Origin of the sequence: Panacibacter ginsenosidivorans (assembly GCF_007971225.1) — a bacterium.
GTDB classification, from domain to species: Bacteria; Bacteroidota; Bacteroidia; order Chitinophagales; family Chitinophagaceae; genus Panacibacter; species Panacibacter ginsenosidivorans.
Genome location: NZ_CP042435.1, coordinates 2785229 through 2805963, shown reverse-complemented (window position 1 = coordinate 2805963; position 20735 = coordinate 2785229). Strand labels below are relative to the sequence as shown.

Annotated in this window: 18 protein-coding genes; 13 read left to right on the top strand and 5 right to left on the bottom strand. The window is 37.4% G+C overall.

What is annotated here, in order from left to right:
- The first annotated feature begins 22 nt into the window (after positions 1–22).
- The 13 genes from nrfD (at position 23) to FRZ67_RS11820 (ending at position 12839) form a co-directional block, all read left to right on the top strand.
- The gene (nrfD, locus tag FRZ67_RS11880; protein WP_147189772.1) at positions 23–1468 is read left to right on the top strand and encodes an NrfD/PsrC family molybdoenzyme membrane anchor subunit; all 1446 of its coding nucleotides are present in this window, start codon (positions 23–25) and stop codon (positions 1466–1468) included.
- Positions 1469–1622: 154 nt separating this feature from the next.
- Positions 1623–2213, top strand: a complete 591-nt coding sequence (locus tag FRZ67_RS11875; RefSeq protein WP_147189771.1) for a DUF3341 domain-containing protein — start codon at positions 1623–1625, stop codon at positions 2211–2213.
- Between the two features lie 27 nt (positions 2214–2240).
- A complete protein-coding gene (locus tag FRZ67_RS11870; RefSeq protein ID WP_147189770.1) occupies positions 2241–2894 on the top strand; it encodes a c-type cytochrome in 654 nt (217 codons plus the stop codon).
- Between the two features lie 28 nt (positions 2895–2922).
- Complete coding sequence (locus FRZ67_RS11865) at positions 2923–4155, top strand: quinol:cytochrome C oxidoreductase (RefSeq protein WP_147189769.1); 1233 nt, start codon at positions 2923–2925, stop codon at positions 4153–4155.
- Between the two features lie 64 nt (positions 4156–4219).
- Positions 4220–5332 carry a cytochrome c oxidase subunit II gene (locus FRZ67_RS11860; RefSeq protein ID WP_147189768.1) on the top strand — a complete coding sequence of 371 codons (1113 nt, stop codon included), beginning with the start codon at positions 4220–4222 and terminating at the stop codon, positions 5330–5332.
- 64 nt (positions 5333–5396) lie between these two features.
- Positions 5397–7220, top strand: coding sequence for a cytochrome c oxidase subunit I (locus tag FRZ67_RS11855; protein WP_147189767.1), 1824 nt, complete (start codon positions 5397–5399; stop codon positions 7218–7220).
- 121 nt (positions 7221–7341) lie between these two features.
- Complete coding sequence (gene cyoE / locus FRZ67_RS11850) at positions 7342–8286, top strand: heme o synthase (RefSeq protein ID WP_147189766.1); 945 nt, start codon at positions 7342–7344, stop codon at positions 8284–8286.
- 102 nt (positions 8287–8388) lie between these two features.
- Positions 8389–8967, top strand: coding sequence for a cytochrome c oxidase subunit 3 (locus FRZ67_RS11845; RefSeq protein WP_225975320.1), 579 nt, complete (start codon positions 8389–8391; stop codon positions 8965–8967).
- A gap of 196 nt (positions 8968–9163) precedes the next feature.
- Positions 9164–9847, top strand: a complete 684-nt coding sequence (locus tag FRZ67_RS11840; protein WP_147189765.1) for a cytochrome c oxidase subunit 3 — start codon at positions 9164–9166, stop codon at positions 9845–9847.
- Between the two features lie 24 nt (positions 9848–9871).
- Complete coding sequence (locus FRZ67_RS11835) at positions 9872–10330, top strand: cytochrome C oxidase subunit IV family protein (RefSeq protein ID WP_147189764.1); 459 nt, start codon at positions 9872–9874, stop codon at positions 10328–10330.
- Between the two features lie 93 nt (positions 10331–10423).
- Entirely contained in the window at positions 10424–11239 is an 816-nt protein-coding gene (locus FRZ67_RS11830; protein WP_147189763.1) for an SCO family protein, read from the top strand.
- 2 nt (positions 11240–11241) lie between these two features.
- Positions 11242–11826 carry a DUF420 domain-containing protein gene (locus tag FRZ67_RS11825; protein WP_147189762.1) on the top strand — a complete coding sequence of 195 codons (585 nt, stop codon included), beginning with the start codon at positions 11242–11244 and terminating at the stop codon, positions 11824–11826.
- Between the two features lie 98 nt (positions 11827–11924).
- Positions 11925–12839, top strand: a complete 915-nt coding sequence (locus FRZ67_RS11820; RefSeq protein WP_147189761.1) for a cupin-like domain-containing protein — start codon at positions 11925–11927, stop codon at positions 12837–12839.
- A gap of 89 nt (positions 12840–12928) precedes the next feature.
- On the opposite strand, the gene hemH is transcribed toward FRZ67_RS11820, so the two are convergent.
- The 5 genes from hemH to FRZ67_RS11795 all read right to left on the bottom strand — a co-directional run bounded on the left by hemH (position 12929) and on the right by FRZ67_RS11795 (position 20411).
- Positions 12929–14044, bottom strand: a complete 1116-nt coding sequence (gene hemH / locus FRZ67_RS11815; RefSeq protein WP_225975319.1) for a ferrochelatase — start codon at positions 14042–14044, stop codon at positions 12929–12931.
- 141 nt (positions 14045–14185) lie between these two features.
- Positions 14186–14980, bottom strand: coding sequence for a uroporphyrinogen-III synthase (locus tag FRZ67_RS11810; RefSeq protein WP_147189760.1), 795 nt, complete (start codon positions 14978–14980; stop codon positions 14186–14188).
- A 22-nt stretch (positions 14981–15002) separates the two neighbouring features.
- Positions 15003–16061, bottom strand: coding sequence for a DUF4271 domain-containing protein (locus tag FRZ67_RS11805; protein ID WP_147189759.1), 1059 nt, complete (start codon positions 16059–16061; stop codon positions 15003–15005).
- A gap of 106 nt (positions 16062–16167) precedes the next feature.
- Positions 16168–18051 (bottom strand): asparagine synthase (glutamine-hydrolyzing), encoded by a 1884-nt coding sequence (gene asnB, locus FRZ67_RS11800; RefSeq protein WP_147189758.1) that lies wholly within the window; start codon positions 18049–18051, stop codon positions 16168–16170.
- 134 nt (positions 18052–18185) lie between these two features.
- Complete coding sequence (locus tag FRZ67_RS11795; RefSeq protein ID WP_147189757.1) at positions 18186–20411, bottom strand: hypothetical protein; 2226 nt, start codon at positions 20409–20411, stop codon at positions 18186–18188.
- Between the last annotated feature and the right edge of the window lie 324 nt (positions 20412–20735).

Sequence of the window (20735 nt, the reverse complement as noted above, 5' to 3'; positions counted from 1 at the left end):
TAATAAAAATAACCAGATTACAATGAGTCTTAAGTACGAATCACAATTAAGAGAACCGCTGGTATATGGCAGTAAGGATTATCACCAGGTTACAGAAGATATTTGCAGGCCTATTGAAGTAAAGCCCAGCAAGCTTTGGTATATAGGGTTCTTTATAGCTGTTGCTTTGCTCATGTTTGGTAGTTATTCTGTTTTTAGCGAAGTTACCTATGGAGTTGGACAGTGGAATCTTAATAAAACAGTAGGTTGGGGATGGGATATTACCAACTTCGTTTGGTGGGTTGGTATTGGCCACGCAGGTACACTCATTTCTGCGATTCTTTTACTTTTCCGCCAGGGATGGAGAACGGGGGTAAACCGCGCAGCAGAAGCGATGACCATCTTTGCTGTAATGTGTGCAGGGCAATTCCCTATCTGGCATATGGGTCGTGTGTGGATGGCCTTTTTTGTAATGCCTTACCCAAATACACGCGGTCCTTTGTGGGTAAACTTTAATTCACCGCTTCTTTGGGATGTATTCGCGATCTCTACTTACTTTACTGTTTCTCTTTTATTTTGGTACAGTGGGTTGCTTCCAGACTTTGCTACAGTTCGTGACAGGGCCAAAACAAAATTGCGTAAAAAATTATACGGTATTGCTTCATTCGGATGGAGTGGTTCAACCAAACATTGGCAAAGGCAAGAATCTTTAGCACTGGTATTGGCAGGTCTTGCTACACCGCTCGTACTTTCCGTGCACACAATTGTATCATTTGACTTTGCAACATCTGTTATTCCGGGCTGGCATACAACTATTTTTCCTCCTTACTTTGTGGCAGGCGCTATCTTCTCTGGATTTGCAATGGTGCAAACGCTAATGTTGGTATTGCGTAAAGTATATTCACTGGAAGATTATATTACGCTTGGTCACATCGAGGCCATGAATAAAGTAATTGTTCTTACAGGCTCAATTGTTGGTTGTGCCTATCTTACTGAATTGTTTATGGCATGGTATAGCCAGAATAAATATGAAGGTTATGCTTTTTGGTATAGCAGAGCCAATCTGTTTAGCCCTTATGGCTGGGCTTATTGGGCAATGATGTCTTGCAATGTAATCAGCCCGCAAATATTCTGGTTCCGTAAGATGAGAAGAAACATATTTGTAACTTTTTTCATGAGCATTATAGTAAACGTTGGTATGTGGTTTGAACGTTTTGTGATCATCGTTACATCTTTATATCGTGATTATCTTCCGTCAAGCTGGTCTGTGTATTACAGTCCATCTATTTGGGAAATCGGATTTTATCTAGGTACATTTGGTTTATTCTTTACCTGCTTCTTCCTGTTTTCCAAATATTTCCCTGTAATAGCTATAGCTGAGATCAAACATGTGTTGAAAACAACAGGTGAAAGTTATAAGGAAAATGTAGGGCACATTGAAGAGAAAGAAGTTGAAGAATTTGTGCATGAGTATGCACATGCTCATTAAAAAATAAGTCCTTTTTGATACATGCTTTTGAAACCATAATTGGACTTCTGTTGCGTCGCAATCCGTTCATCGTTCTGAACATTGTGAAGCAAAAAAGGCAGGTATTGTATATAAATTTTTGTACGCACGGGTTCACAGCTTAAAGCGCAAGTATATGGCAAAAAAGAAATTTGTAGTAGGCTGTTTTAAAGATGAGGATATTTTATTTCCTGCCGTAAAAAAAGTACGGGTAGCAGGGTATAAAATACATGATGTTTACACACCGTTTCCGCTGCATGGTCTCGATCATGCAATGGGTTTGCGTGAGACAAGTCTTCACACAGCAGGATTTATTTATGGTATTACGGGTACTACAACTGCAATAAGTTGTATTAGCTGGATACTTACAAAAGACTGGCCTTTGAATTTTGGCGGTAAGCCCCATTTTTCTTTGCCGGCATGGATTCCTATTATTTTTGAATTGACGGTACTTTTCTCTGCAGTGGGTATGGTAATTACTTTTTGTTACCTATGTCAAATGGCTCCTTTTCTTAAAAAACACGTTTTTCATCCCAGGTCAACTGATGATACATTTGTTATGGTTATTGAATGCACAACTAAAACCAATGTAGAGGATCTGAAAGGATTTTTAGCAAGCGCCGGAGCAAATGAAATAAATGTACAGGAAGCAGAGCCGGGCTGGTGGTTGGGTACATATGATAAAGAACAGCAATTGATAAAAGAAACAGCAGTTAGTGTTGCATAAATACAAAACGAACTGAAAAAACGGAAGATGAAAAAAATATCTGTTATAGTTTTTATTACATCAGCAATTGGTTTAGCCGCCTGTAGTGATATCAGGCGCGATCCGGGAAGTGTTTACATGCCTGATATGGCTTACAGCCGGGCGTATGAAACTTATGCAGCTCGTGATTCATCGTTATTTTCGACTGATGAAAAGCGTACAGATGATAAAATATTTTACAACAATATGCCTGTTGCAGGAACCATTGCACGCGGGGAAGAAATACCGTTTCCTTTAAAGAAAGATGCTCCCGGCGATACGACTAATTATATAGCAGCAAAAGCAATTACAAATCCTTTGCCTCCTTTAGATGATGCTCAGATGAAAGAGGCAGAAAGACAATACCTGATTAATTGCGGTATTTGTCATGGCCCCAAATTAAATGGAAACGGTCCTTTATATAAAGACGGAAGCGGGCCATACCCTGCAAAACCAGCGACTTTGGTTGGGGATGTCAAGTATGAGTCGATGCCTGAAGGACAAATGTTTTATTCCATTACTTATGGCAAGAATTTAATGGGTAGCTATGCATCGCAATTAACAAGAGATCAGCGTTGGGCAATCATCCATTACATAAAATCGAAACAGGCTAAAACTGTTGCTCCTGCGGTAACAGACAGCACAGCTTCAGCAAAAAAATAAAGTTTAACCTGAGATAAAAGGAAATAAAATGGCTTCATTCAGAGCACAATTCGAAATGCCTTCAAGAACGAAAACATGGTCACTGACCTTAATAGCTATTGGAGTTTTGGCATTGATCATTGGGTTAGTTACAAAAGGATTCAGCAGTGATGAACAGGAGAAATCTGTTTTCTGGGGTACACTGATGTACAACAGCATTTTCTTTACGCTTATCTGTAACGCAAGTATGTTTTTTATTTGCGCAACAACTTTAGCAATGGGAGGCTGGCAAATGGTATTTCGCAGGGTTCCTGAAGCTATTTCAAAGGCAGTAATTACTTTAGGAAGCATCACATGGCTTATTCTTTTCTATATAATCGTTATAGATCATAATCATCATATTTATCACTGGTTAAGTGAGGATGCTAAGACAGATCCGGTACTTAAAGGGAAACTAGGATTTCTTAATCCTATATTCTTTCTTATATGGACGACACTTGCAATAGGTCTGTGGATATTATTAGGAGCACGCATGCGAAAACTGAGTAGTGAAGCAGACGAAGGCGTAATGGATTCGGAGAAAGGTAAAAGTTATATTTGGAGAAATACGGTTACAGCTTCATTATTTATCGTTTGGTTTGCACTTACAGTAGGTTCTACTATTCCATGGTTATGGCTAATGAGCCTTGATGCACATTGGTATTCCACCATGTATAGCTGGTACACTTTTGCAAGCGCATTTGTAAGCGGTATGGCATTAATTACATTATGGGTTATTTTCCTGAAAAATAAAGGCTATTTGGAATACGCTAATAAAGAGCATTTACATAACCTTGGTATATTCATGTTTGCATTTTCTATATTCTGGACATATCTCTGGTTTTCCCAATACATGCTGATATGGTATGGTAATATTTCAGAAGAAACTATTTATTTTAAAGATCGCATACAGGGACCTTATAAGGGTATCTTTTTTTTAAACCTTATAATCAATTTCGTGTGTCCGTTGTTAATTTTAATGAAGCGCTCTACTAAAAGAAATTATACACTGGTTACTTTTATGGCTGTGTTAATCATATTTGGTCATTGGATAGATTTTTTCCAAATGGTTATGGGAAGTGTTTCAAAAGATCATGTTTCGCTAGGCTGGTTAGATTTTGGAGTAGCCGCTTTTTTTGTAGGACTAATTATATTCCTGGTTAGTAAGGAACTTGCAAATAAACCTTTGTTAGGCAAGTATCATCCTTTCCTCAAGGAAAGTATTATACACCACACAATATAGAAAAGTGGAAATACTATTTGAGTAAAGCTGTTTTAATTATACGTGTAGATTTAATAATTAAGTTATGTCATTCTTTTTTGTAATAGCCGTTATCATTCTTGTTTTTCTGATCATATTTCAGATTGCTAAAGCCAGTGAATATGTAGCAGTGCTGAAGGGCGAAGACCGTACAAGAAAAGAGAATAATAAGATCAATGGCTTTTTCATGATAGCATTTCTTATTGCGGGTTTGATCGGTGTATATTTTTGCAATGATGCATTGGTTGGTAAAACTTTGCTTGTTCATGAATCTGCAAGTCTACAGGGCGAAAAAGTTGACCAGATGCTTTGGGTTACTTTAATCATTACCGGGATTGTATTTGTAATTACTCAATGTATTTTATTTTGGTTTGCATACCGCTACCAGGAAAGTGAAAAGCGCAAGGCATTCTTTTTCCCGCATAACAATACAATGGAAATAGTGTGGACCGTGGTGCCCGCCATTGCTCTCACAGTTTTAGTAGTAATTGGTCTTCGCAACTGGTTTTCCTTTACCGGAGATGCGCCTAAGAATGCGATGCAAGTAGAAGTTACAGGGAAGCAATTTGGTTGGATATTTCGATACTCAGGAAATGATGGTGTGTTTGGAAAAAAGTACTTCAGAATGATTGATCCTGCGGATAATTCACTTGGTTTGAACTGGCGTGACAGTGCTGGAATTAATGTTAAAGATGATGTAGCCGCACATGATGATATTGTTACAGAGCAAACAATGTATGTAGTAAAAAATAAACCGGTAAAACTCATCATTGGTTCACGTGATGTAGTACATGATGTAGGTTTATCCTGGTTCCGATTAAAAATGGATGCCGTTCCTGGTACGCCTACAACTTTGTGGTTTACGCCGAAGTTTACTACTAAAGAAATGAAAGAAAGTACGGGCAACCCGAATTTTCAATACGAAATTAGTTGTGATCAAATGTGCGGAAACGGACATTATTCAATGAAAGGGGTTATTGAGGTGGTTACGCAAGCCGAGTATGATGAATGGATGGCTAAACAAAAGCCTGCTTATTACGCTGCTTTTCCTGATAAAGACCCCGCGAATATTAAACCTGCTACTCCGGCTTCTGATACCACAAAAGCAACTGCTGTTCGATTAAAGCCTGACTTAGAGGTAAAAAAAGAGAAAATTTAATATCCGCTCAGGCAAGAGGCCTGTTCGATCATAAGTTTTAATATAATTTTAAAGAACCTGAGATATGAGTAACGAAGCTGTTTTAGATCCTCACGTTGGTGGAATCATTCATCATGATACAGAGCATGGTGAACACCATGAGCATCATCACCATGAAACTTTTATTACGAAATATGTTTTTAGCCAGGATCATAAAATGATCGGTAAACAGTTTTTGATCACCGGTATGTTTTGGGCTGTAATGGGTGGTTTAATGTCAGTCCTTTTCCGCTTGCAACTGGGATATCCAGATTCAACATTTCCATGGCTTGAAGATATTTTAGGTAAATGGGCAAAAGGGGGGCATATAACAGCAGAAGCATATTATGCACTTGTTACTATGCATGGTACAGTGATGGTTTTCTTTGTATTGACAGCAGGGCTTAGTGGAACTTTTGCTAATCTTTTAATTCCCTTGCAGATTGGTGCAAGAGATATGGCATCGCCATTTATGAACATGCTTAGTTATTGGTTCTTTTTTATAGCAAGTGTAGTAATGCTGTCATCCATATTTGTAGAAACGGGTCCCTTTAGTGGTGGATGGACTGCTTACCCTCCACTTAGTGCATTAGGGGATGCATCGCCAGGTTCTAAAACAGGTATGGATCTTTGGATAATAGCGATGGCACTATTTGTTGTTTCTTCATTACTTGGGGGTCTTAACTATATTGCTACTATTTTGAATATGCGCACCAAAGGGATGAGTATGACCCGGTTACCACTCACTATTTGGGCATTATTTTTCACTGCCGTATTAGGCGTGTTGTCATTCCCTGTATTGCTTTCAGGGTTTATACTTTTGATATTTGATAGGAATTTTGGAACAAGTTTTTATCTCTCCGATATTTTTGTCAACGGCGTCGGTGCACTACCAAATGAAGGCGGAAATGCTATTTTATTCCAGCATCTATTTTGGTTTTTAGGGCACCCTGAAGTATATATTATTATTTTACCTGGTATGGGAATAGTATCTGAGGTAATGAGTGTTAATGCCCGGAAACCAATTTTTGGTTATATGGCTATGGTTGGGTCATTGTTTGCAATAGCAATTCTTTCATTCTTGGTTTGGGCGCATCACATGTTTGTAACAGGATTGAACCCATTTCTGGGATCAATATTCGTATTGTTAACATTATTGATAGCAGTACCATCGGCTATTAAAGTTTTTAACTGGCTAACCACATTATGGAGAGGAAACCTTCGTTTTACACCCGCAATGTTATTTGCAATTGGCTTTGTGAGTATGTTTATTTCTGGCGGGTTAACCGGTATATGGCTTGGGAACTCTGCATTGGATATTCATCTTCACGATACATATTTTGTGATTGCACACTTTCATATAGTAATGGGCGTTGCAGGAGTGTTTGGTATGTATTGTGGTATTTATCATTGGTTCCCTAAAATGTATGGACGTTACCTGAACAACAATCTTGGTTATATACACTTTTGGTTAACAATGATTGGTGCATACCTTATTTTCTGGCCAATGCACTATGAAGGTCTTGCGGGAATGCCGCGTCGTTATTACGATTACAGCGTTTGGGAAAGTTTTAAGCAATTTGCAGACCTCAACAGATTTATAAGTACAGTTGCGATGATAGTGTTTTGTGTCCAATTGTTATTCCTCTTTAATTTCTTCTTTTCAATATTTCGCGGAAGAAAGGTTACCAATCCTAATCCATGGGGTTCAAATACACTTGAGTGGACTACACCCATTAATCCTGGTCATGGGAACTGGGTTGGAGAAATACCTGAAGTTCATCGCTGGGCTTACGATTATGGAAGGGATGGTAAAGAGTTTGTTCCGCAAACTACGCCTATTGGGGCAGATGAAAGTACCAATCATTAGTCTTGAAGTATTACAAAATAAGATGTAAGTATTCTTAAATAGTTAATGCCCTGACTTATTCAGGGCATTTTCATAAAGCTTAATTTCTGGTTTGATGAAGAGTTTTCAATCTTCACATATAATGAGTAAATCACTTAATACTTCTACATCTTTTTCCCTTGCATCAAAGGTTAAAGATTATTTTTTGCTGATTAAATTCACGCTCAGTTTTACAGTGGTTTTTTCATGTGTGATCTGTTATCTGCTGGCTCCAAATATTGTAGCTTATGATCTTAAAATGATCATTATTTTATTTGTTGCTGGTATGCTCGTAACAGGAAGCGCAAATGCTATTAATCAGGCTTCTGAAAAAGATACCGATGCATTAATGAAAAGGACAATTAAACGCCCTGTAGCAAGTGGAAGGATGAATGTCACCGAAGCTTATGCGTTTGCTTTTATTGCCGGTATCGTAGGTGTGTGGCTGATGTATGAATTTTTCAATCTTTCATCTGCACTACTTTCTGCTTTCAGTCTTTTCTTATACGCATACATATACACGCCTTTAAAAAAAATCAGCTCAGTTTCCGTATTGGTAGGTGCTTTTCCCGGCGCTGTTCCGTGTTTGATAGGTTGGGTCGCGGCAACAAATGCATTCAGTCCTTTTGCAATTGTAGAGGGCACCTCAGTTTCAAATGCTGCAGGCTGGGCTTTATTTGGAATACAGTTTTTATGGCAGTTTCCGCATTTTTGGGCAATTGCCTGGGTTGCACATAATGACTATTCAAAGGCCGGGTTTAAATTATTACCTGGTGGAAATGAACCCACGAGAATGACTGCTTTGCAGGCAATAGCATATGCTGTAATGATGATACCTGTTGGCATACTGCCATTTTATTTTGGACTTACCGGTACCGTAAGCATGTGGATCGTAATTGCTGCTAATGTTTTTATAGTTATACAGTGTGTGAGATTATACATAGAAATGGATGTAAAGGCTGCAAGACGAGTAATGTTTAGCAGTTATATTTATCTTCCTGTTGTGTTTCTTGCACTACTTGCTGATAAAATCCCTTTAAATACATAGCAGCTACTGTTGAATACAGAGAAGGAAGTACAAGTGAGTGACACAACGGAAGATGATAAGAGAATCTAAGCTTAGACAAAAAATATTATTAAACATAAAGTGATGATGACAACAGTGAGCAGTAATCAACGAAGCAGGATACACCCGCATAAATTTACACTTTGGGTGGCCATGGGCAGCATTGTAATGATGTTTGCAGGATTAACAAGTGCATACATAGTTAGAAGTAACCAGGTAAACTGGCTTGAATTTTCTTTGCCTGTTATATTTTGGTATTCCACTGCTGTTATTATACTAAGCAGCATAACTATGCATCTTTCCGTAAAAGCTTTTAAAGCAAGGGAAATGCAACGTTATCGCAGACTAATAACAATAACCGCCATACTGGGCGTTACATTTGGAGTATTGCAATTTATAGGATTTCAATACTTGGGCAATCATGGTGTGCAGCTAATTGGTCAGGGTAGTAATCCAGCTGCTTCTTTCCTTGCTATAATTACAGGCCTGCATGTTTTGCATGTATTAGGAGGCGTAGTAGCCATACTTGTAATTTTTTTCAGGGCATTTAGTGCAAGATTTAAAAGTTATGATACTGTGCCGGTTGAAGTAGTAAGTACATACTGGCATTTTGTAGATATTTTATGGATATATTTATTTGTGTTTTTTAGCCTAACTCATTGATGAGTTAGTGTGTCTGTAGCAGGCTCTACAATATTTATGTAGCTGCTGTTGCGTCGCACTCTTGTACTGGAGAAAAGATGGCAGCAGATTGTGTTAACCGCAAAAAATAAGTAGAGACAGGCAGAAAAAACTTAACATTTTATATGCTCGTTTAACGGGTAGCCAATAAATTTGCAAACGAAACTGAATTACCAACATGTCTACTTCAACAGCAACAGCACCGACTAAATACTGGAGTGGCGGAAAGAGTCCGTTCAATGTAGAGTATGGAAAATTAATGATGTGGTATTTTCTTATGAGCGATGCCTTTACGTTTGGTGCATTTCTCATTTCTTACGGAACTACCCGATTTGCTACAACAGGTTGGCCAAATGCGAATGAAGTATTTAGTACATACCCGTTTAAACCGGAAGGTTCCGGGCCAGCCCCATTGATCTTTGTAAGTATTATGACCTTCATTCTTATTATTAGTTCTGTTACAATGGTATTGGCCGTTCATGCAGGACATAATATGGATAAGAAAGGCGTTGTTAAGAATCTTATTCTTACAATCATTGGAGGTCTTGCTTTTCTGAGCTGCCAGGCATGGGAATGGACGCATCTACACAATGAAGGTGCATGGTGGGGTCGCAATCCTTTTCCTAACGCTGACGGTACCATTTCAACTACAAATTTTACAAACTTCTTTTTTACTATAACTGGTTTTCATGGCTTTCACGTATTCTCGGGTGTAGTTATAAATGTTGTTATGCTTATAATGACACTTAGAAATAAATTTGAACAGAGAGGTCATTATCTTATGATTGAAAAAGCTGGACTGTACTGGCATTTTGTAGATCTTGTATGGGTATTTGTATTTACCTGTTTTTATCTTCTTTAATTGCAAACGAAAAATTCAGTATAAATGGAACACACATCTGCTGTTTTGCACCAGGATCACAATGTTGGCGGGGGAGTTAAGGAAATATGGAAAGTTACCTGGATCCTTACTGTTTTTACAATAGTCGAACTTATCATCGGGTATGGAATTTACAAACTTTGGTTTGGTGTACATGATTCTACGATGGTTCATTTCATGAAAGGTGTTATCATTATTCTTATGCTTGCAAAAGCTTTTTACATTGTGGGTTTTTTCATGCACCTGAAACATGAAATAAGAAATCTTATCATGACTATTGTAGTTCCTTTGTTGCTATTTGTGTGGTTTATTGTTGCTTTTTTGTATGAGGGTAACTCTTACCATAACCTTAAAGAAACATATAATCCGTATTATAAAGAGAAAGGAGCCATGCAGATGGAAAAAAAGGAGCATGACGAAGGGGAGCATAAAGAAGAAGAAAAGAAGCCAGAGTCTCTGCATTAAAATTATATTGCTATTACTTATCACAAGGCTGTAAAATTTATTTGATCTTTAAACCATCGCCTGCAGCGGTGGTTTTTTATTAGGAGAGTATGTATGAATAAAAAAGCGTTACTAGCTATCTGTATAGCCGTTCTTATTCCTTTAATCAGTTATTTGCTTGTAAAGGATGCTGGCGACAATGCAGTTGTGATGCCAAGGCATTATCTGCCCGATTCAGTTGTGACTTCTGTAAATGATGGAAAAATTACTACTGATACTGCATGGCATAAAGTAGCAGATATAAAACTTTTAAATCAATTAGGGGATACTGTAAATCTTTATGACATAAAAGGAAAAGTAATTGTAGCAGATTTCATTTTTACCAGTTGTGCTTCTGTCTGCCCCAAGCTAACAGCTAATATGGTTAAGATGCAACAGTCTTTTATAAAAGGCGGAGATCCTATGAAAAAGATTGATACATCTATTGTGCAGTTTTTATCTTTTACAATAGATCCTGACAGAGATTCTGTTGCAAAACTTAAGCAGTATGCAGATCACTTTGGAGTAAATTCCGATAATTGGTGGTTACTTACGGGGTCAAAAGACTCTATTTACAATTTTATTTTCCAGCAGTTGAAGGTTGATAAGTATGAAGAAGATGGTCCCCTTGATCCTGATTTTGCCCATACTACGAGGTTTGTTTTATTGGATAAAGATTTCAATGTGCGTGGTTTTTATAATGGCCTTGATTCTTCTTCACTTGGGCAATTATCCCAGGATGTTGGATTGCTAATGCTGGAGAAAGCAACCAATCCTGAACCACTGCCTTTCGATCCACTGCAGATGGGCGTCTTTTTTGCCATTACATTGATAATAGTTGTCGTGATTATAAGTATTTTATTTAAAAAAAGATCACCAAATAATTCTTAGCTATGCTCCAGGCAACCATACAAAAAAATGATAAAAAGGCAAAGCAACTGATATGGCTATTTTCAGCAGTAGTATTTTCAGCAGTAGTATTGCTGAGTAATTTTAAACTAAATGTTGACCTGGGGTTTGATGTGCACCTGTTTGCAAAAGCAAATGCAATTATAAATACAATCATCGCTATTTTATTGCTAACAGCTTTAATTGCTGTTAAGAATAAAAATTACACAATGCATAAGAAATTAATGATAGGCGCATTGGTACTTTCTATATTATTCCTTGTTTCATACATAGCACATCACTTATTGGCAGGAGAAACAAAGTTTGGAGACAGCAATCACGATGGCACTGTAGATGCAGCGGAACTTGCTAAAGTGGCTAACCTGCAGATTGTATATTTTATTATCCTTTTCTCACACATTTTTCTTGCGGCAATAATTTTACCGTTCATTCTTTTTACGGCTTACCGTGCCTTAATAGCAGAATTTCCTGCACATAAAAAACTTGCCCGTTATACATGGCCATTATGGTTTTATGTAGCTGTAACGGGTCCTGTAATTTATTACTTTATTAGCCCTTACTATAATTAGCGGAATAAGCAAATTGTAATCACGTAGTTGACAAAATACCAAAACCTCAACTTTGTGTTAACAATCTCTTCATGTTAAATTTGCATAAATTTTTTCCTATGCAATTGCGCCCGGTAGATATTCTAACAGATATTACACCAGCGGACTTTAAAAAAAATTATTTTGATCCGCGCATTCCTGTAGTTATTAAAGACCTTGCAAAAACATGGCCTGCTTATAATAAATGGAATTGGGATTATTTCAAACAAATAGTTGGTAGCAAAAAAGTAGGCATCTATAATAATGTAAAGAGTGATGCATACACCCCCATAAACAAGGCAGATGCTTATACCACTTTCGGAGAATATATAGATATGATAAGCAGCGGCCCTGCGGCATGGCGCATTTTTTTATTCAATATTTTCAGCCATGCACCACAGTTGGTTAATGATTTTACATGGCCGGATCATTTAATGAAAGGCTTTGTAAAACAAGTGCCCATGCTGTTTACAGGCGGACAGGGTTCTATTACACATATGCATTTCGATATTGACCTAAGCCATATCCTGCACACACAATTCGCAGGCCGTAAAAAGGTTTTGTTGTTTCCATATGAAGAGCAACATAAGCTTTACAGAAAGCCTTTTGAAGTATTGAGCATGGTAGATTTTAGTAATTTTTATGAAATATCAAAAAGTAAAATAGATCACGGGAAATTTCCTGCCCTTGCATACGCAGAAGGTCTTGAAGTAACGCTTGGTCATGGGGATACACTCTTCATGCCGGGCGGGTATTGGCATCATATGGAATATCTTGACAGCGGCTTTGCTATGAGTCTTCGCGCCTTGAATAATTCTTTTGCAGGAAAGATGAAGGGAGCGTGGAACTTAATAGGCATGCGCAATATAGATACACTTATGAAAAAAGTTGCACCGGTAAAATGGTACAACTGGAAACAAAATAAAATCTTTGAAACAGCTGCAAAAGAAATTCCTGCAAACGAAATTGATTACACGCTAAATACTGCTGAGTAGAATAAACTTTTCGTATGAACTAAGCTGTTTTGCTGCTATTAAACTTTTGTTGTGTCACTCACTTGTACGCTTTGTTCCTTACGCAGCATCTAAACATCTATTGTTTCAACTGCATATTCTTTTATCCATTTAACCACCGCATTAACCCAAAACGGATGTGTATTTAAACAAGGTATCATAGTAAAGCTTTCACCACCTGCGTGAAGAAAAATTTCTTTTCCTTCTTCTGCAATTTCTTCAAGCGTTTCCAGACAGTCACTTACAAATGCAGGACAAGCAACCAGTAATTTTTTTACGCCCTCAGCCGGTAATTCTTCAAGACGTTTAGCTGTATAAGGGGTAAGCCATGGGTCTCTGCCAAGCCTGGACTGAAATGTTTGCTCAAATTTTTCTCTCGGTAATGCAAGCTTTGCAGCAACAAGCTCTGTTGTAATAAATGTTTGATGCCTGTAACATTGATTATGTGCAGGTGAATCTACATGGCAGCAGTCACTAACTTTTAAACAATGTTGTTTTGTGATATCGCCTTTATAAATATGCCGCTCAGGAACACCATGATAGCTAAATAATATTTTATCAAAATCTTGCTGCAAATATGGCTTAATACTTTCTGCTAACGCATTTATATAGTCTGTGTTCTTATAATAAGGCTCAATGGTGGTAAGCTTAAATCTGTAATTATACTTTTTGTGAACTTCCTTCATATAAAGTACCGCAGTTTCGTAACTGCTCATGGCATAATGCGGATATAATGGAAGCATAATTACTTCTTCCAGATCCGGCACCTGCTGCAATAATTTATCATACGCAACTTTCGGTGATGGGTTTCCATAACGCATAGCAATTTCAACAGGCATATCAAAATTTTTCTGTACAGCATCCTGTAATTGTTTACTAAGTACAATTAATGGAGAACCTTCTTTCCACCAGATAGATTTGTATGCAGCAGCACTTTTTGGTGCGCGGAATGGAACGATAATTCCTTTTACTAACAAGGCACGTAAAATGTAAGGCTTATCTATTACACGCTCATCCATAAGAAATTCATCGAGATAGCGGCGAACGTCTTTTACTTCTGTGCTGTCAGGAGAGCCTAGATTTACAAGTACAATGCCTTTTTTAGTCATGCGTATATAATTGTAGTATGCAAATGTAGCAGAACAATCCGCTGCACAAAAAGATCGTTTAAGAGCAGATTTTTTCAAAGTTTATATTTTCGCTTGCTGAAAAAAAGTACCAGGCGTACAAGAGTGCGACGCAACAATGCAACATAGCAATACGTAAGCCTGGTTCACAAAAAAAATCCTGCTTTTTAATAGCAGGATTTAAATTCTATGACGTAATTTTTATTTCTTGTGTTTATCGGAAAGAAAATGATCAAGCGCAGCAATCATACTTGGTGCCAGTGGTGCAGGTGCTTTTACTTCTACATTTAAACCTGCTTCTTCAATTGCTTTGATGGTATTGTTTCCAAACGCACCTATCAAAGTGCCGTTTTGAGAAAACCCCGGATAATTGTCAAAGAGGCTACGCACGCCACTTGGTGTAAAGAAACAGATCATGTCAAACTCACGGCTTTCCATTACTTCTTTTACATCGTTACTTACAGAGCGATACATAAATGCAAGCTGGTATTCGCAACGATTATTTTTTAACCAGCCAACAATATCGTTATCCTGCTGATTTTCGCTACACACATAAAGAAATTTTTCATTCTCTTTATGTTTGTTTATTACATCGAACATGCTTTTATTGGTACCATCAGCGCCATAAAAAACCTTTCGTTTCCTGTATAAAATAAATTTCTGCAGGTACAAGGCAACTGCTTCTGTAATGCAGAAATATTTGGTGTCCTGACTAATGACAATTTTCATTTCCTCGCATGTGCGAAAAAAATGATCAATAGCATTACGACTGGTAAATATAACTGCAGAGTAAGAAGCAATATCTATCTTCTGGCGGCGGAATTCCCTTGCAGGAATTGCTTCCAGTTTGATAAACGGATGAAAAGTCAGTTCAACACTGTATTTCCGGGCAAGCTCAAAATAAGGAGATTTTTCGCTTTCGGGTTTTGGCTGAGTAATTAATATACTCCGTGCTTGTTTTGAACTGCCGGATTTTTGCGCCCCATTCTTTAGCATGCTTTTTTTCTAAAGGTTATTATTAATTGCTTTTGCCTGTTAAATTGAACAACACCTTGTATATAATCAGCATAGGCATTAATTCAACCGCGCAAAGATAGATAAAAAAATGTAAAGGATTAATGTTGAGCGCTCCACGAATGATGCGCAATGAAATGATATACCTGAATATCAGTAGTAAAATGACTACTCCTGCGGCTATTGTAACGGTTATATCCCATACTTCCCCGCTTGAAAATGCTAATAACAAAAGCATAGGAAGCAATAATACCCCAATCATTTTATTAATTAAAAAAACTATAAAACTGTAAGTAGAGGCAGACTCCCTTGCATTAAACACCCAACCTGTAAATTGTATTACAATATACTTAAACATATATACCAGTGCAAGAATGGTAATTGAGTACAATACAAGCCACCAAAACCCTGTACGCAGCCAGCCATAATAATTTGATAAAAGTGCAATGAATAAGCCCCCCACCAATATGAATAATATATTCATTAAAAGCGATGGTAATGTTTCCTGCATTAATTGCTCTCTTCTTTGTTTTTGCCTGAAAGATGCTTCAAATAAAAGTCTGAACAGGTTGGCAAAATATTTAGGGAACAATTGTTTTATTATGGCTACCAGCAATATAATACCAGCCAGCGCATAAAATAAATAGTCGTTATTTAAAGGCATTCTTAGATCTCCATCGTGCAGTACGGGCTGAATTTTTTTCTTTATATAAGGTATTTTCAGCAGGTTCATAAATGCTGTATCCTGCAACCAGCTGAGTGGTTTTTTTATTTCGGCAGGTATTGCTATAGCGGCAGAATCGACCGTTAATGAATCTGAAAGACCTTTTAGTAAACTATCATCAGCGAATAAAGAATCAGTTTGTATAGAAACTGTTTTTACAGAATCTTTTTTTATAACCGGTGTGTTATTATGTTTAGTTGTGTCTTTTTTTACAATTGCGGGAGATTGTATTGCAGGCGCTGTTTTGGCACTGTCAAGTAATCTTTGCAACATACTGTCGTCCTGTGCAAAACCCTGAAAAAAAAGCAGCGAGAGAACTATGGATAAGATTGGTTTCAATGAAAATAATATCGGCAAAAATACTTGTACAATTTTATATCGCCATGTGATTTATAAGAATAGTTTTTGTTGCAGGCTTTTGGTGCATATGGCATCGCCTGTTGTGTCACTCACTTGTACTGTTGAATATAGCAGCAGCACATAAGTAGCGCCAATCAAAGTTATCTGCTTCATGTGCAGCTTTTGGTTGTATTGGTGTATTTGTAACAGAAGGCATTAATACCTTTTCTTTTACCAGTTTTTTTCTTCCTTCGATTATCATTTCCTGTACCCGTTTATGTTGCATCCATTCCTTTTGTGGTGGTTCAAAACCGACCTTACCTTTGCGCCATATGATCTCTTTTGGAATATACTCTTCCATGCTTTTACGTAAAATCCATTTTGTAAAGCCATCTTTTATTTTGAAACCTGCCGGTAAAGAAAAAACAAACTGAACCAGTTCGTGGTTTAAAAAAGGTAAACGCACTTCTCTTGAATGCGCCATACTGTTGCGGTCTGCATAACGCAATAATTCTGGCAAGCCTATATTGAAAGTATTATAATACAATATGTCTTCCAGTTGCTTTACAACTGGTTTTTGTAATGTGTCTTCGTTGCGGTAATTAAAAAGAAAATCACGGTTTATAAAAGCATTATTGTTTTGCTGTTTTATAGCTTTTTGCTGTAATGCATGTGCAGCTTTATCAGGAAACATAGCAGCGGCATAATTGCGCCAACCCCAGCTTTCCAGCAGATCGTGTTGCTGTAATAATTTTCGTTCTTTAAAATATTGCGAAGTGTCTTTTATGAAAAGTTCCTGTAAATACCAGTGTGCATACTTTTTATAACCTCCAAGTATTTCATCTGCACCCTGACCATCAAGTAGCACTGTTATATTATTTTCTTTTGCCAGTTTATATACCATAAATTGCGTAAGCACACTGCTGCTTTGCAAAGGCTCTTCCTGGTGATACATTAATTGCTGAAAGTATTTCGCCCAGTCATCAGCAGATGGGTCTATTATTTTTTGATCTATATTAAAATGTTTTGCGACTTGACTACTGTATGCAGTTTCATCTTTTTCAAAATCAGGGAAAACTGCGGTAAAACCAATATGTTTCCATTGTTTGGTTACGTCTTTAACGGCGTTGATTGCTGCAATAATACAAGAGCTGTCGATGCCACCGCTTAAGCTTGTGCCTATGCTTACATCACTTCTTAATCTTTTTTCAACTGACTTTAGTAACAGGCTGTGAAATGTTTCTACATAAGTATTTGATGCTTTTGAAAAATCTTTTGCAACAGTTTCAAACTTATACCAGCGTTTCATTTGCACACGGCCTTGTGATGTATTCACAGTTAAATAATGACCTGGAGGCAGTGAGATTATGTTACTATAGAAGGTAGCTGTTTTCTTTATTGGGTTTTGTACATAACCCAGTGTAAGGTAATTCAGCATCATAGTGCCTTCTAAATGTTTTGGTACACCCACCGCCCATAATGGCTTCATTTCACTGGCAAATAAGAATTGTTGGAACCTGCCACGTTGTAGATAATCCGCATGATAATAAAGAGGCTTCTCACCAAAACGGTCTCTTGCAAGAATTAACTGTTGCTCTTTTTCATTCCACAATGCAAAAGCGAACATGCCATCAAAATGATCAAGACAATTTATTCCCCAGTAATCGTATGCAGCAGGAATTACTTCTGTGTCTGATGCTGTTTTAAAATGATACCCTTTAAGCTGAAGTGTTTCTTTAAGTTCCGAATAGTTGTAAATCTCTCCATTGAAAATAATTGTGTAATGCAGATAATGCAAAGGCTGAGCGGCAGCGTCACTTAGATCAATAATCGCAAGCCTTCTGTGCGCAAAACCAATTGTTTGTTGTGTATTTATCCAAAAACCTTCACCATCAGGGCCGCGATGTTTAAGTGCATTGGCCATGCTTTGCAAACGATGCTGCTGTACCAGTGAATGACCGGGAGAAATAATACCTGCTATACCACACATAATAACCGAAAATAACACGAATTAAATAACAACTGTTGAAGATTTATTTATTGCCCTCGTTCAATTGAAACACGAACGTACAAGTGAGTGACACAACAGGCGATGCTATATATATCAACTGTCGGGTCAAAAAATTATTTAATTAACTCTATAATTTCCTGGAAAGAACTTTGGTTTGATTTACTTTCCATAGCTGCTTCAAGATCAATTTTTTCAGTGGCGGTTAAATGAAAACTTAGTGCTGCAGTGGAATTGATAGCTAAAGGATCATATTGGAAAGAAACTTTTTGAAACTGTTGACCAAAAGCCTGCGAAAGATAATTAAGCTGATCTGCCTGGTAATAATCCTGTAAACGATACCAGTTGTTTTGCAGCAACAAAAATGGTTTAGTTACGAAACTTAACATGCTGGTTGGTTCATAAGGCCGCTCCCAATCTCCTAATTGCCTGTCACGAATTTGTATAAGCACCACTTTTGAAGTATTTTGTTTGAGCCAGTCTTTAAAATAATTGATAAAACGCAAAGAAGTTTGCTGGCCAAAATTGTCGCGAAGGCCTGCATCCATTACATCTACAACAGGATCTGTTGGCAATATTACATTTGGTAACACGTAAGGGAAAGTTGCATTCATACGCATGGCAGAAAGAATACGCAGGTTAAGCGGATTTTGCCTGTAGAAAAAGGAAGTATAATCAATTGCGTCAGGATCTAATAATGGGGCATTTACAGAATCATTAAATGGCTGCATCAGGAACCTTGCAGGATGCGTACTAATGACAAGTTCTCTTGCATCTCTGGTAATCATGGAATTGAAAAAGGCAACAGGTATAGTAGCGTCTTCTTCGGCTTGTTTATAATCAATTAATTTTTTATCAAGGATGCCTTTTGTATTGTCATTGAGTTTTTGCTCAAAAGCATAACCGCGGTCTCTTGTATAAGTGTAATCATTTACCTCAAATTTTCTTACAGGTCCCACAAGATCACGGGAAATAAATGAAGAAAATAAGGGATTAAGCAAATCTCTTGCAATGTTTTTTGAGTAAGCATTACTATCAAGACTTTTGATATTGCCTTTTAATTTTTCCCAGTATAATTCCCTGAAGTATGTAGCACCAAGCATACCACCGGAAGCGCCATTTATAAGAAAAGTGTGTGGCATTAACTGGCCGCCGGTAACACTGTCTAGTCTTTGCAATACGTTCAGCGTAAACGTTGCACTGCGGGTGCCACCACCACTTGTATTGATGATAAACATAACCGGCTTATCTGCGTTTTGTTTGCGTTTCCAGTTATTGAGCATCGTGAGAAATACCTGTTTATCTTTTTCAAGATTTTCAGGCGCAACCAATTGTAAGATACTATCCCTTGAATAGGAAGGCCGTTCATTTTTATTATCGTAATTAAGGCCATATGCTTTATTACGGGGATCAATGATGTTTTGCTGATACATCCAGTTTAGCAGTACATATATTATTAAAATTACCGGCATGCTCCAGCTACGCAGAAATAGTGACACAGCACCTGCAACAGCTATAAGTATAGCAAAAAAAACCGTAATGCTTGCAGCGGCTGGCACCTGAAAAATTTTGTTATCGGAAAAGAAACCTACTGTAAGCAGGAAGATAAAAGAAATAAGAATGGCAATTACGGCGGCAAAGTGATGGCGTTTAAAAATGGTATCGAGAAATTCCTCACTGTAATGCTGCACATTGCGAGGCTTTCTAAGACCAAATTTTGCACTAAGGAACCAGTCTACACGTATATCAGTTTTCCCATTACCGGTTAATGTTTTCGTTTTTGCGGCTTTTTCATATCTGCGGTTTGCGGCTATAATATGGGTGCCAAATCTTTTATAAATATTGATATCTGCGCCAAAAAAATAAGCGAAGGATATTATAAGTGCGAGAATAAACCCACCAAGGAAACCTCCAATCAAAGCAAGAATTTCCCATACATCAAGCAACTCTTCGTTTGCATCATACGAAATCGCATTAAAAAAATAAAAGACCAGAAAAGTAACTGGTATAACAGCATTGTTTACACAGAATTTTAAAAAGGGTTGTTCTGTAGTGGCAAGAAACCTGATTTGTTTTGTATGAAGGATAAAGGTGGTAATGTTCCAGCTCATGATGAAGATGCCTATTGCAAAACCAACCAACATGGTACTTAGAGCGCTTACCTGCGTAAGATACTCGGGGGCGAGATAAAGAGAATTGGCGCCGTAAGGCTCCAGGAAATTTCCGCTAACGGTAGCAAAAAGAATATACCAGAAAATTAGCAGGATATGATAGCGTCGAAAATGCAGCAGCAATAACTGCACAGGCAACGAATACAAAAATCCAACCAGGTATTTCTTCATGTTCTATTGGTATACTATTAAAAGCAATTAATTGTTGTTTTCAGAAGGTGGCTTTGATAAAATAAAAACAATTCATTTGTAATAACATTGTATTTCAACGCCTATGGAGACGGTTTAGTATTGTGTGCACTAAGTTTCCATAACAATAAAGCTATTATGTTATAACTGCACTCTAAAATACAATATTATCCGCGTGTATCCCAAATTGCAGCTGCCGTTTTAAAATTGCTGAATAATGATGTGCGTGTACAAGTGTGCGACGCAACAAGAGCTTAATAGCAGCAATGTTATATGGCTCAAAAAAATATTATGTTGTAAGGAAAT

Coding starts and splice junctions, on each gene's coding strand:
- FRZ67_RS11820 (WP_147189761.1), top strand. CDS start 11,925: ATGCAATTGCGCCCGGTAGATATTCTAACAGATATTACACCAGCGGAC.
- asnB (WP_147189758.1), bottom strand. CDS start 18,051: ATGTGTGGTATAGCAGGTATTATTTCTCCCGGTCATTCACTGGTACAG.
- FRZ67_RS11810 (WP_147189760.1), bottom strand. CDS start 14,980: ATGCTAAAGAATGGGGCGCAAAAATCCGGCAGTTCAAAACAAGCACGG.
- FRZ67_RS11855 (WP_147189767.1), top strand. CDS start 5,397: ATGAGTAACGAAGCTGTTTTAGATCCTCACGTTGGTGGAATCATTCAT.
- FRZ67_RS11860 (WP_147189768.1), top strand. CDS start 4,220: ATGTCATTCTTTTTTGTAATAGCCGTTATCATTCTTGTTTTTCTGATC.
- FRZ67_RS11865 (WP_147189769.1), top strand. CDS start 2,923: ATGGCTTCATTCAGAGCACAATTCGAAATGCCTTCAAGAACGAAAACA.
- FRZ67_RS11845 (WP_225975320.1), top strand. CDS start 8,389: ATGATGACAACAGTGAGCAGTAATCAACGAAGCAGGATACACCCGCAT.
- FRZ67_RS11840 (WP_147189765.1), top strand. CDS start 9,164: ATGTCTACTTCAACAGCAACAGCACCGACTAAATACTGGAGTGGCGGA.
- FRZ67_RS11875 (WP_147189771.1), top strand. CDS start 1,623: ATGGCAAAAAAGAAATTTGTAGTAGGCTGTTTTAAAGATGAGGATATT.
- nrfD (WP_147189772.1), top strand. CDS start 23: ATGAGTCTTAAGTACGAATCACAATTAAGAGAACCGCTGGTATATGGC.
- cyoE (WP_147189766.1), top strand. CDS start 7,342: ATGAGTAAATCACTTAATACTTCTACATCTTTTTCCCTTGCATCAAAG.
- FRZ67_RS11825 (WP_147189762.1), top strand. CDS start 11,242: ATGCTCCAGGCAACCATACAAAAAAATGATAAAAAGGCAAAGCAACTG.
- FRZ67_RS11870 (WP_147189770.1), top strand. CDS start 2,241: ATGAAAAAAATATCTGTTATAGTTTTTATTACATCAGCAATTGGTTTA.
- FRZ67_RS11795 (WP_147189757.1), bottom strand. CDS start 20,411: ATGAAGAAATACCTGGTTGGATTTTTGTATTCGTTGCCTGTGCAGTTA.
- FRZ67_RS11830 (WP_147189763.1), top strand. CDS start 10,424: ATGAATAAAAAAGCGTTACTAGCTATCTGTATAGCCGTTCTTATTCCT.
- FRZ67_RS11835 (WP_147189764.1), top strand. CDS start 9,872: ATGGAACACACATCTGCTGTTTTGCACCAGGATCACAATGTTGGCGGG.